A 13,446-nucleotide genomic window follows, 5' to 3' on the forward strand; every position below is an offset into this window, starting at 1 on the left:
ATTCTAGGATTCGGACGCGATGGCGTCGAGGGATGGAGAGCCCGGTCATTTAACAATACAGGCTGATTTAGATCAATGTTCACAATCAAATGAAAGCAATGGTATTAACGTCAGAGAAAGGCGATCGCGATGACACCGACTGCGAATTAATTTACGCTCCGGCTTCGATTCAACCTCACGGCATCCTGTTGGTGGTGGAATCTACTGTGTTGAAGATTTTGCAAGTTAGCAATAATACTTTTAAGGCGATCGGCATTTACCCGCAAGAACTTTTGGGCAAGTTTTTACATGGATTTGTCGAGACTGAGGAAATTAAGGCGATTCAAAAAGCTTTATGTGAAAACAGCAATCAAACTAACGATATCAGCTTATCATTCAAAATTCCAAACCGCAAGTCTTTTTTTCATGGGACGCTGTATCAATTAAGTTCGGTATTAATTTTTGAACTAGAGCAGGTTGTTTCCCCAAAAGCGAGCAATTATTTCAATTCTTATCATTTAGTCCAAAAGCCGATCGACAAAATCCACAACACGCCAAACCTGCAATTGCTGTGTCAGACAGTGGTAGAAGAGGTGCGGAGGATGATTGGGTTCGATCGGGCGATCGTCTATCAATTTGATGCCACAGGTGCGGGAAAAGTCGTCGCCGAAGATAAAGCAGAAAATTTGGCTCCTTTATTGGGAATGCACTATCCGGCTGCGGATATTCCCCCGCAGGCTAGAAAGCAGTTCACCATGAATTTAATTCGATTTATTCCCGATATTCACTATCAGGCTGTAGAACTAATTCCTGAGTGCAATCCGCTGACCGGTCGCCCCCTGGATATGGGCTTATCTTTGTTGAGAACAGTTTCGCCTTGCCACGTTCAATATCTCAAGAATATGAACATTGGCGCTAGCATGACCGTGACATTAATCAAAGATCGAAAACTCTGGGGATTGATCGCCTGTCACCACCGAACACCAAAGTATATCAACTACGAAACCAGAACGGCTTGCGAACTGGTAGCAAAGTTTGTAAATCTAGAACTCAGCTACAAACAAGATAGCGAAGACCGGGACTATGCAATTAATTTAAAAGAAATTTGCCATAAATTCATCGCTGAAATTTCTCAATCACACTGCTTTGTAGAAGGTTTACTTAAATCCCGAGATGAATTGCTGGCATTAGTGGGCGCTATCGGTGGAGTTGTCTGTGCCAATGAAAATCTAACAGCCATTGGCACAACCCCAGAATTGGGAGAAATCAGAAACTTAATAGCTTGGATAAAACCTCAAATAAATAATGATGTTTTTTATACAGATTCTCTCTCAAAACTGTATCCGCCATCGGAGAAATTCAAGAAAATTGCTAGCGGTTTGCTGGTGCTTGCCATATCCGAGATGCAAAATTATTACATTTTGTGGTTCCGTCCCGAAGCAATTCAAACTGTCAACTGGGCAGGCAAACCCGACTGGCCAATTGAATTTAAACCGGATGGCACCCCATTGATGTCTCCTCGCACTTCCTTTGAGTTGTGGCAAGAAACTGTGAGGTCAAAATCTTTGCCTTGGCTGCCTTGCGAAATCGAAATTGCCCGAGAACTGCGAGTTGCTATTGCTAGCATTGAGTTGCGGAAAATTAACCAGCAGCTCAACTTAGCTTTGTCGGCTACCAAAATTGGATTTTGGGACTGGGACATACAGAAAAATCGCATGGTTTGGTCGAGGGAACATGAAGAGTTGTTTGGATTGGCGCCTGGAACTTTTGGCGGAACAGATCAAAGTTTTGCAGCTTGCGTTCACCCGGAAGATTTAAAAGCTTTGGAGAATGCTAGGAATCAGGCCCTCGCCGAGCGATCGGATTTCTGTCACGAACACCGCGTGGTTTGGCCCGACGGCAGCATTCACTGGATGGAAGGGAAAGGTAAGTTTTTTTACACCGAAACGGGCGAAGCTGTGCGGATGGTGGGCACAGTTACAGAAATTACCGATCGCAAAGCTAAAGAATTACAGTTGCGTTTGTTGGAATCAGTCATCACCACGACTAACGACGCGGTGTTAATTACCGAAGCTGAACCGATTGACGAACCGGGCCCGCGAATTCTGTATGTCAACCCAGCTTTCACGCGGATGAGCGGCTATACGCTAGAAGAAGTTGTGGGCAAAACGCCGCGCATCTTGCAAGGAGAAAAAACAAATAGGGCAAGTCTCGATCGCATTCGGAGAGCTTTGAAAACCTGGCAGCCGGTGCGGGTTGACTTGATCAATTACCGCAAAGACGGGACGGAATTTTGGGTAGAATTGAGCATTGTGCCGATCGCAGATGAAACTGGTTGGTTTACCCATTGGGTGGCAGTGCAGCGCGACATTAGCGATCGCAAACAAGCTGAAGCCGCCCTCCAACAGCTCAACGAACTCTTAGAAATGCGAGTTTTGCAGCGCACCAGAGAACTAGAAATTTCTCAAACAGAACTGCGGGAAAGCGAAGCTTTATTTCGTTCTCTGAGCGAGAGTTCTCCTGTCGGCATCTTCAAAATAGATGCTGAGGGGAAATGTACCTATACAAATCCGCGCTGTCAAGCAATTGGTGGCTTCACAGCCGCAGAAGCTTTAGGAGACGGCTGGATGCGATTTGTTCACCCCGAAGATATCAAACTAATTCAGTCTAAGTGGTCGGAATTGCGATCGCCTGGTGAAGAACTTTCCTGCGAATTCCGCCACATCCAGCCAGATGGAACAATCCGGTTTGGTCGGGCAAAAGCAGCTCCGATTTTTGCCGATGGAGGTCAACTAATTGGTTACGTCGGCACAGTCACAGATATCACAGAAAGTCGAGCAATTGAAAAAATGAAAAATGAGTTTATTTCCATTGTGAGCCACGAACTGCGAACGCCGCTGACCTCAATTCGCGGTTCTTTAGGTTTGCTGGCGGCTGGGGTGCTCAAAGATCGACCGGAAACTGCCAAACAGATGTTAGAAATTGCGTCAAGCGATACCGAACGGTTAGTGCGTTTGGTCAACGATATTCTCGATTTAGAGCGACTCGATTCGAGCCAAGTTACCATTGTTAAGCAGTGGTGCGATGTGCAGGTTTTGATGCGGAAGTCTGCGGAAGCTGTGATGTCTGTGGCTGCTGAAAATAAGATTAATTTGTCGATTTTGCCCGCAACGGCACAAATTTGGGCTGACCCGGACAGGATTGTGCAACTGCTGGTAAATTTGTTGAGCAATGCGATTAAATTTTCGGCTCCGGGGTGTACAGTAACTGTCAGGGTTGAAGATTTGGTCGATTCCCTACGGGATAGCTACGCTTCACGGGTTTTATTTGAAGTCAAAGATCGAGGGAGGGGGATTCCTGCTGATAAACTAGAAACTATTTTTGGACGGTTTCAACAGGTCGATGGTTCTGACTCCCGCCAAAAAGGAGGTACGGGTTTGGGTTTGGCTATCTGTCGCAGCATCGTGCAGCAGCACGGAGGCAGAATTTGGGCCGAAAGTGTTGTCTCTGAAGGCACGAGTTTCTATTTCACAGTGCCTGCACCGCCCGAAGGCGAAGGGGAGAAGTTTTGAGATTATTTTCAGTCTTGAACGCACGCACTCTATATAGGGTGGGCACTGCGTATCGGTGTGCATTGCCCACCCTACTAATATCAAATCGCATCGGAATTATTAGCCGAAATGAGGAGACGGCTTGGCCTTAGTCCCTACAATTAATCTGGGGTAGGGACTAAGGCTAAGCCGTCTCCTTTCCTCTATCATGTATGAGCGCAGCCGGAATTGATATAAGTTTTCTTTCAGTTTACGATGATTAATTTAAAATAAGGGTTTTAATTATGTCAGCAAAGCAGATTCTGGTAATCGATGACGAACAAAACCTCTGTAGCGTGATTCAGGCTTGTCTAGAACATTTAGGTGGCTGGAGGGTGCTGATTTCGCCCGAGGCCAGCAAAGGATTGGTTTTAGCTGAAACTCAAGTCCCTGATGCTATTCTACTCGATGTAATGATGCCCGATATGGACGGAGTTACTTTGTTTGGTTTGCTGCAAAAAAATGCGACTACTCGAGAGATTCCGGTGATTTTTCTGACGGCTAAGGTGCAGGCGATGGATTTGAACGAGTTTGCTGATTTGGGGGTAGCAGGGGTGATTGCCAAGCCTTTCGATCCTTTGAGTTTGGCGCAGCAAGTTGCGGGAATTTTGGGTTGGGAAACGTTGCTTTAAGCTGGGGAAAGTTGACTGTTAACTCTCAGCAAAGGAGGACACGGCAATGCCGTTTCTTGCGCCGCAAAATAATCGTAGCACGGGCTCTCTTGCTCTCTTGCCATCGCGCGATCGAGAAATATAACCATCGCAAGCATTTATTGTAGGGACACGGCACTGCCGTGTCCTTTCTGTGGGTAATATTAATTCCGATGCTACCGGATTTGATCTAACGGGGAATTTAAGCCGGATGGCGATCGGAAATCCGGTTTATGGTTCTCAGCCTCTTGCTAAAATCTCGCAATTATCTTGGTGAACCGACTTTCTCCGTCCCGGAAAGTCGAAGTTTTCGGGCTGTTTTCAGAATTTCCTCATTTTTTTGATTTAGCTTTGAGATCGATCGGTGATTGGTTACTTCAAACCCTGATTCCCTAGAAGTTCCAGAGATAACCTCAGGGAGTCGGGGTCTTTTGTTGCCCATAAAGTCGATCGGCTTTATGCGTATTTATACTTAGATTACTGTTGTATAAATTACAGATTGTTGCTCGATCGACCAAATGGTTTAAGCCATACTCCCTAATACAGCGAAGTTGGTAGGGAAAAACCCGGTTTCTGCCTAAGTGTTATAATCCATGCTTTGAGCAAAATATATTGATTTAAAACAATGACGATCTTCATAATTTCCTCATATTTTTTAGATAATGTTTATCCCAGGTTCTTCAAGTGAAGGTCGCACTCTCAGTAGCATCCGGCTGCCAAAAAACAAACCTGTTGTCAGGAGAGTTTGGTGAGTGACGGTACTTTTGATTGAGGAGTGCGACAACACAACCAACCTGAATCAATCAGGGGTTAGGCACTGCATACCAACCAAACTGGGTTTTTCAACCGGAAAAAACTGGTTTCGGTGCAAGTATTCTAAGTGTTGGCAGGAAAAATCAATCAAAAATAAATTAATAACTGAGGATGTGATTCGTGCTGTCGAATAACGTCGAGAAAATAAGTAGGTCATTTTGTCAACAGCCAAACTCGCAATTGCGACGAATAGGCAAAGCGAAGTCTGAGTAAGTTTTTTAAAGAGTGTGGAGATTTCTCAAATGTCATATCAGCTATCTTCTCAAGGTAACAACCAAATCTTGTGCTATTACGCCAATGCTACTAACCAAATTCAGGTTTTGCGGATTGGAAACATTCCTAATTGGTACTTTGAAAGAGTGATGTTTCCGGGGCAGCGAATGATGTTTGAAGCTGCGGCAACAGCAGTATTAGAAATTCATACAGGCGCGGTGGCAAGTGCTATTTTATCGGACAATATTCCCTGCTACGTGCTGCGGGTTATAGAAGAGGTAAGTTCTGAGTTCGATCGGGTTATTCCGGAAGCAAAATATGCGGTATTAGCGCGCTAAAGTTCCGGAGAAATGAGACGAACTGGATCGGGGGCAACAAATATCTAAGTTCAGTAGTATTTGGGAAATTGGGAAAATGCAGAAAAATCTTGTCAATATCACCTTGGGCGTAGTCACAGAGGAAGTAGAAATTATCTTGGGGTCTTATCCCAACCATCCCCACCAACAGGTTTTTTCACACTCGGGCTTGCGGCAGGATTTAATTGCTTACGTGCTGAGCAGAGTTCCTAATAAATATACTGCGATCGACTCCGGCGAGTCAGCGAACCAAAAAGTTCAGGTTCGCTGTTCTTCAGAACAGTTGCTACAGATAGAAAATTTGATTCATACTGGCATTCGCGACTTACTGCACAGCTATCAGAAGGTAGATTATCGCGTTCGGGAAGAAGTTAAATTCGATTCTAGAGTTGGTAGTTGGTTTAGATAGTTTTCGGTAATTGAGGGAGATGCCGAGATCCTCGGCACTCTCGATCGCCCGATCGAGCTAAAATTGTCTGTACGCAGAGCTTGCATTCAACACTTTTGGTAATCGCGGCAGCCCTCGCAGGGGCCATTGGGGTTGACAGCACAGCGCAGAATTTCCGATCGAGCGTTAAAGTGGCAGCTAGCAACTCCGATAACCCAGATGCCGCTGACAAATGTTCTTTCCGTCGGCAGTGCGGCAGACTGCACGTACAAGGCAATTTTTTGCAGTTGGTAGCGCCCGGATTTGAGTTGATAGCGGTGGTGGCGTTCCAAGACAGCGTAGGTTTTTCCCTCTAAATCCAGATAGTTCCCCGGTTGTGGCGTCCAATCCAGCCGAATGTTCCCTAGGGATTGGCGGGAGTGAGAGAGAATCACTTCTACTGGTAAAGTATTTTGTTCCATGTGCGGTGCGACAAGCGAGTACAAGCTGATGGTATCGCAATCTCCGTGTTTGTAGTGAGGACTTCAGTCCTCTGATCTTATGAGGACTAAAGTCCTCACTACGAACCTTTAATGGCCTTTTATACCATCAAAATTCCCAAAAATAAGTCATTCCTTCCAGGATTCCCCCAGCGCAAGCAGAGCCAGCTAAATAATGATTTTCAGTACCATATTCGCGATGCCATGCTAAGAGTTCTGACATAGCATTAGCAACGATTATTCCCCGAACATCCTGTTCAAACATACTAATATCATTGCCAGAATCGCCGCAAACTAATGTTGCGTTCGATGGAATTTGGAGGCGCTGTTGTAAATAAGTTAGGGCATTGCCTTTATTGCTAGTTTTTGGTAAGATATCTAGATCGCGATTGCTGCTAAAAATGATTTGAGCTGCTAGTCCCGATGCGGTTAATTTTTGCTGCAATTCCTGGAGAATCGAGCTGTTGTCTGCTTCTGGTTCCAGACAATAACTGATTTTCCAAGAATTTTGTTCTGTTAGGGATTGGGGTTTAAGCTGCTTAAACTGTTGAGCTAAAGAGGCGATCGCAATTTTATCCCAGTTTTGAGAAATATATTCCGCCCAATCTAAATCGAGGGTGGCATTTTGGTAAATCTCGCTGCCTACACCTGCGATCGTATAGTCGGGGGCTAGCAGTTGCTTTTGGGAAATTAACTCGCAGGTTGAAGCATGGGAACGCCCGGTAGCGTAAACTAAACAAATTTGCGATCGCTTTGATCGCAAGTGCTGGTTTAAAAGTTGAGTTGCTTCGTCATCTCCGACTAATGTGTTGTCTAAATCTGTCACTAATAAGAATTTCATTTTGATAATTGGGAATTGTTCAGTTGACAGTTGACAGTTGACAGTTGACAGTTGACAGTTGATAGTTGACCGATTGAGGACACTTGACAAAGGAAGTCCGAGGATTGGACTAATGAATAGTCTGATTTTAATTTCTCCCGATCGGGCGGGCGGGCTTTCAACCAATTGTTTCTGGTAATTCCTTAATTACAAGACTTAATTACAAGAATAAAATTATCTTAGTTTTTGTGATCTTTTGTTGGTTTGTGGTGCGACAGGGGGCGTCAAGCTGCCACAATGGATTAGGTTCAGGATAACTCAAGTCCAGAAGTTGCGCTAGCGAGGGAGTCTGTCAGACGAAAGGCTGATGGGGGTTGAGGTGGAAGTGTCGCAGCTATCGGGGAGAAGGGCTGGCGGATTGATTGAATTGTCGATCGAGCTTTATGACAAGATACAGCACGCGGGCGATCGCAGCAACAGCCCCAAAAGTAAGGGGGCAATTCGTAAATTGCCCCCAAATGAGTTAGAAATTACAAACTTTCCTCAGTCTGAAAAAGCTACTGAAGTCGGTACAGTGCCGAAACTAGCAGCCAGACTGACACCTCTGATCTCCTTAGTATACAACAAGACGCGACAGAAGTCATAGGATTTGAGATTTTAGATTTGGGAATCACTGATATGGTGTCCGCTGGATTAACCGGACTACGAAAGGTTTGTAGTGCGGACTTCAGTCCGCAGCATTTTACGGACTGAAGTCCGCACTACAAACCATTTTTGTTATGGTAATCGACCGGACATGATATGATTAGTATCTGTAGGTTGCGTCGCAGAAATATCGTACCAAAAAAAGAGCGAAAATCGAGCGACGCCAAGCACGAAAATATGTGAGAAAACAACGATTTTTTATTTTTTGGGTGCATCTCAATGCAAGCAAATATATCCGTAGGGGCGAAGCATGACCGTAGAAAATATGGGATTATAACTAATAACTTATATGCGGTCATGCTTCGCCCTCTTCAAAAACCAGATGCACCCGATTTTTTCTTGCTTGGTATTAGATCGAATATGGTACAAGGTGGAAGAAACGAGCTTAGGATCGCATATTAAATAATTTACACTCTTGAAAGTGGGATGGGCGTCCCGCCCGTACACAAAGGACGGGGGGGACGCCCATCCCACAAGAACAATAAAGATTATAAGTTATTTAATTCTCATTTCTTATTGAATTGGAAGTTCGATGATAAATTCAGTGCCTTTCCCCGGTTCCGAGAGGCACTGCAATTTACCTTTGTGTTTTTCAACCACAATTTGATGCGAAATTGACAAACCCAAACCGGTGCCTTTACCTACGGGCTTTGTGGTAAAAAATGGGTCAAATAAACGCACGATATTATCTTGGGGAATTCCCGGGCCGTTGTCTGAGATGCGAATATAAATTCTATTGTTATCAATCATTTCAGTTTTGATTGTGATTGCTGGAAAACTTGAATTGGGGGTATTTGTGGCTGGGCTGCTGCTTTCTTCTAAAGCGTCGATTGCATTTGCCAAGATATTCATAAATACCTGATTGAGCTGTCCGGGATGACATGGTATTTTTGGCAGTTCTCCGTATTCTTTAATTACTTCAATTCCCTGCCAGTGTGCCTTGGCTTTTAGCCTGCTGTTCAACATTAACAAGGTACTTTCTAAACCTTCGTGAAGGTCGGCAGGCTTGAATTTAGCTTCGTCTGCCCGGGAAAAATTGCGGAGAGTTTGAATGATTTCTACAATTCGATCGCATCCTGTGTGCATCGAATTTAGCAATTTGGGCAGGTCTTCTGCTAAAAATTCTAAGTCTATATCTTCAGCTTGTTTCTGAATTTTGGCTGGGGGATTCGGCAATTCTTCTCGATACATCTGCACGATGTCTAGCAAGTCGAGAACGTAGCCGCGGACGTGGCAGAGATTGCCGGCGACAAAGCCAACTGGGTTGTTAATTTCGTGGGCAATTCCTGCTAGCACTTGCCCGAGGGAAGACATTTTTTCGGTTTGGACTAATTGCATTTGAGTTTGTTGCAATTCGCGCAAAGCTGTTTGCAATTCCTGGGATTTTTGTCGATCGCGATCGGCAGCAGCAGCCCGTTCTTCCTCAACTCCGATCGCCCCAGCGATAATTCCGATCAGCTTGCAGTCGGCTTCTGTGGGTGCGATCGACTCGGTGTAGACTACGCACACGGCACCCACGTAATTCTCACCCAGCCTGACTGCTTGTCCCAGATAGCTTTTGAGTTGGTAGCGGATGACAGCGGGATCGATTTCGCCGTAGATCGTGTTCTGCAAGTCAGGAATCGCCACAGCCCGATCGCTGGCTTGGTGGCAGACATCGGTGCAGACATGGCCTTCGGCGCGATCGACCTCTGGGTAATCGGGCGGCGCTTGCCAAGTCGCGATCGCCCGCAGCAGCCCGCCACCGACGTGGCTGTAGATGGCGCTGCTTCCCCCCAAAAGCTCGCCGGCTAAGGATGTCAGGCGCTGAATGTTCAAGCCCGCGTCGGTGGTGAATCCCAAAAAGCACTCGTTGATTTTGCTGAGGCGGTACTCTGCTTGTCTGCGCGCCGTCATGTCGCGAGAGTTGATCGCAATTCCGTTCACAGCGGGGTCTGCTAGCAAGTTGATGCCGACTCCTTCGAGAAAACACCAAGAACCGTCAGGGCGCCGGAACCGACCTTTGAGGGCGATCGGATCGCCGGGATTTGCGAGCAGTTTTTCGCCGTCGGAAATCGCCGAGGGCAGGTCATCAGGGTGAATGAAATCGAGGGCAATTTGACCGATGAGTTCCTCTGGTTCGTAGTCCAAGACTGTTTCTACAGAAGGGCTTTCGTAAACAATGCGACCGCAGCCGTCGAGAATGGTAATGATGTCGGAACTGTTGAGAATTAGCGATCGCCACTTAGCTTCATTTTGCAGTAAAGCTGATTCGGCAAGTTTGCGATCGGTAATATCCTCTACCATTTCCAAAATAAACTGTGGCGTTTCGTGACTGCTGTGGATGACAGAGGCGCTGAGGCGTCCCCACCTGATGCTGCCGTCTAGGCGGAGGTAGCGCTTCTCGATTTGGTAAGCTTCGCGCGATCCTGAGACCAACTGTTGGCGCAAGTGGCGATCGGACTTTGCGTCTTCCGGATGCGCCCAGTCGTCGATGCCGGCGCCGCGCAGTTGGGCTTCCGATCGCCCCAGCATAGCTTGAAATGCCGGATTAGTCGCGATCGCCACGCCTTCGAGGGTAGCCACTGTCATGCCGATCGCAGCGCGTTCAAAAATTGCCCGGAACCGCTGTTCGCTGTCCCGCAAAGCTGCCTCTGCTTCGACTTCCTGAGTGATGTCCCGCCCCGCCACTGCCATGCCTTTGCGGGAACCGTCGGGGTTAAACAGCGGCACTTTCCGCACTTCAAACCAATTGCTGCCGCCTGTAGGTAAGGAGACAACTTGGCGGGTGCAAGTCAGAGTACCGGCTTCCCAGGTAGTTTCCTCGGTTTCTTGCCAAGTTAGCAGGATTTCTCTGACTCTCGGATCGGCAGTAGCAGCAAGTTCGGCGGTAGTTTTGCCCTGGTAGTCTGAGGTATCGAGGCCCAAAAGTTGGAGGGCGCAGTCGTTAGCAATCAGCCAGCGCCCCTCGCTGTCTGTGAGGTTCACTGCGTCGGGTACGGCATCGATCGCGGTTTTCAGCCAATATTCTCGATCGCCCAGGGCTGCTTCAGCGCGCTTGCGATCGGCGATTTCGGCGACGGTTCCCTCGTAGTAAAGGAGTTCGCCGTTTTCGCCCTCAACTTCGCGCACGTTTTCCGAGATCCAGGTAGTGCTGCCGTCCCGGCGGAGTATGCAGGACTCAAACTCTTTCAGGGAGCCTTTTTTGGTAATAGTAGCGACGAATTGGGCGCGGCGGGTGCGATCGACATAAATGTTTGTTGCCGAACATTTTGCGATCAGTTCTGACGGAGAATCGTAGCCGTAGATGCGGGCGAGTGCCGGGTTGGCGCTGAGGTAGCGCCCGTCTGGGGCGATTTGAAATATGCCTTCGGTGGCGTTTTCAAAGATGCTGCGGTATTTTGCCTCGGCTTGTTTGAGGGCTTCTTCTGCTTGAATGCGATCGGTGATCTCAGCTTGGACGCCGATGAAGTGGGTAACGGTGCCGCTGCTATCGCGCACCGGTGAGATGGTGAGTTCGTTCCAGAAGGGCGTGCCGTCTTTGCGGTAGTTTTTGAGAACTACTTTGCAGTCGTGTTGTTCTCGCAGGGCTGCGCGGATGCGATCGACGGCTGCGCGATCGGTATCCGGGCCTTGCAGGAAACGGCAGTTGTGTCCGATGATTTCGCTGCGATCGTAGCCTGTAATCTTCTCGAAAGCTGGGTTGCAGTAGACGATTGGGTTGTCCGGAAGTGTAGCGTCCGCGATCGCGATGCCGTTGCTGGTAGCTGCCAGGGCGCGATCGTACAGCCTCCATACTTCTTCTATTAAATTCGGTGCATTGGGGCCGGTACGATTCGGCGATAGATTGTCAAAAGGAATACTTATATCGATCTGCATAAGTTTTTATAGATTGAGTTTATTATCGATCGCGATCGGCAGCATACCCTGCAATTTTAACAAAAATTTCCTATTTTCTTATATAGCCTTTCTCAAAAAGATGAGGTATGACTGACAGCTTATATAACCCTTAAATTAAGAGGGCCCTCTTCCCAACAACGTCCGCGAATATGAGAGCTAGATCCACTATATGTCGAAGTTAGAAAATCATCCTCCAAAATTTATGCATTAAATTATACCAACAATAAATCAGTGTGCCGGGTTTTTCTTGCCTTCTACCTTGTACTTTTTGCATTCAAACGACTCTTACCCGTTAACTTATAATAGTTGTTGCCGCGCCTTCTCTATCTCTGGTATAGTTTATACCATTTGAGATTTTAGACTTTAGATTGGGACTTGCTGATGAATCTCGCAGTTGGGAGTTTACCTACAGTTGCATTCATTTTTAAAACTAATATTAATTAACAGCGTTTAGTCGGCTTACTGCTGCCGGCAATAAAGTTTTACCTCTAGAGCCAAAATAGAAACTCTAGCTCTAGTGAAATGTTTTTAATCAAATCTTTTTTAGTTGTTAAACGATCCAAACTATTCTGAAAAAAAACCGAGTCAAGATTAATTTTGAACGATCGCAGCCAGTTCGGAAATATCATCGATCGCAAAAGTCGGTGCTAGGGCCAGACACTCAGCGCGATCGCCATATCCGTAAGCCGCCCAACAAACATCTATCCCAGCATTTTTAGCAAACAGCAAATCAACCGCTGTATCGCCAACCATTAACACTTGACTGTGATCCAAATCCGGGAACAGCGGTTTAATTATCGAGTGAAAAACACTTGGATTGGGTTTTTGAATAATTTGTCCGTCATCACCTAAAATCAAATCAAAAAAACCGTTAATTCTCAACTTTTCCAGGAACAGATTTACAAAACTAACGTGTTTGTTGCTGAAAACTATCAAGCTCAATCCCGACTTGCTCGCCAACTGCAAAATTTGCTTGGTACCAGGAAATAAATCGAGCTGCTTTTCACCTTCAGTCCGATAATAAGAGCGGTAAGTTTCAACCCATTCGGGAATTGCGCTTTCCTCGATCGCCGGATGCAGCATTTTAAAAGTATTTGGTAAATTAATGCCGATCGTCCCTTGAATTATATCTGCCTCAGGCGGTGTATTACCAAAACTTTCAAAAGTTTTAGTAATGCAAGATATAATGGCTTTATGAGTAATTGCCAAAGTGCCGTCAAAGTCGAAAATAATTAACTTGTACTGACTCATATTCAAAATTCCCTAGATAGCAACATGAGGCTGAAAACGATGATACAATAGAATTGTCAATCTATAAATAACAATAAACGGGTTGCATCGGGAGTTTGGGAAATATATCTGTAGGGGCGAAGCATGACCGCAGTGAATATGAGATTATAACTAATAACTTATATGCGGTCATGCTTCGCCCTCTTCAAAGTTGAGATGCACCCAATAAACCAGTATACTATTACTCAATTAAGTAATGTGTGCTGGCAATTACATTTTTCCCAATTACCAATTCCCAATTCCCAACTTTTAGTGACTGCCGATAATCTTTCAACATTCAAGAG

9 protein-coding genes are annotated in these 13,446 nt (G+C 46.1%); 5 read left to right on the plus strand and 4 right to left on the minus strand.

The genetic code is table 11. From position 1 onward, the window contains the following. Positions 1-98: 98 nt before the first annotated feature. The 4 genes from JGK22_RS29435 (at position 99) to JGK22_RS29450 (ending at position 6,010) form a co-directional block, all read left to right on the plus strand. On the plus strand, positions 99-3,551 hold the full coding sequence (locus tag JGK22_RS29435) for a PAS domain S-box protein (protein WP_293220435.1): 3,453 nt from the start codon (positions 99-101) through the stop codon (positions 3,549-3,551). A gap of 263 nt (positions 3,552-3,814) precedes the next feature. Then, positions 3,815-4,201 carry a response regulator gene (locus JGK22_RS29440; protein WP_293154432.1) on the plus strand — a complete coding sequence of 129 codons (387 nt, stop codon included), beginning with the start codon at positions 3,815-3,817 and terminating at the stop codon, positions 4,199-4,201. A gap of 1,073 nt (positions 4,202-5,274) precedes the next feature. Further along, positions 5,275-5,583, plus strand: a complete 309-nt coding sequence (locus JGK22_RS29445) for a DUF1830 domain-containing protein (protein WP_293175572.1) — start codon at positions 5,275-5,277, stop codon at positions 5,581-5,583. Between the two features lie 76 nt (positions 5,584-5,659). Next, entirely contained in the window at positions 5,660-6,010 is a 351-nt protein-coding gene (locus JGK22_RS29450; protein ID WP_293175574.1) for a hypothetical protein, read from the plus strand. A gap of 86 nt (positions 6,011-6,096) precedes the next feature. Here JGK22_RS29450 and JGK22_RS29455 read toward each other — a convergent pair whose 3' ends face one another. Together JGK22_RS29455 and JGK22_RS29460 are read right to left on the minus strand one after the other, a co-directional pair. Continuing rightward, positions 6,097-6,450 carry a DUF6464 family protein gene (locus tag JGK22_RS29455; protein WP_293175576.1) on the minus strand — a complete coding sequence of 118 codons (354 nt, stop codon included), beginning with the start codon at positions 6,448-6,450 and terminating at the stop codon, positions 6,097-6,099. A gap of 127 nt (positions 6,451-6,577) precedes the next feature. Then, a complete protein-coding gene (locus JGK22_RS29460; protein ID WP_293314315.1) occupies positions 6,578-7,309 on the minus strand; it encodes a sucrose-phosphate phosphatase in 732 nt (243 codons plus the stop codon). Positions 7,310-7,655: 346 nt separating this feature from the next. Here JGK22_RS29460 and JGK22_RS29465 point away from each other — a divergent pair, with 346 nt between their 5' ends. After that, entirely contained in the window at positions 7,656-7,934 is a 279-nt protein-coding gene (locus JGK22_RS29465; protein WP_293220441.1) for a hypothetical protein, read from the plus strand. Positions 7,935-8,506: 572 nt separating this feature from the next. Here the strand turns inward: JGK22_RS29465 and JGK22_RS29470 are convergent. Further along, positions 8,507-11,851: a PAS domain S-box protein gene (locus tag JGK22_RS29470; RefSeq protein WP_293198943.1), complete on the minus strand. Its 3,345-nt coding sequence runs from the start codon at positions 11,849-11,851 to the stop codon at positions 8,507-8,509. Between the two features lie 612 nt (positions 11,852-12,463). Continuing rightward, entirely contained in the window at positions 12,464-13,123 is a 660-nt protein-coding gene (locus JGK22_RS29475; protein ID WP_293314317.1) for an HAD family hydrolase, read from the minus strand. Positions 13,124-13,446 lie beyond the last annotated feature (323 nt).

The organism is Microcoleus sp. PH2017_08_TRC_O_A (assembly GCF_020738665.1).
Lineage (GTDB): Bacteria > Cyanobacteriota > Cyanobacteriia > Cyanobacteriales > Microcoleaceae > Microcoleus.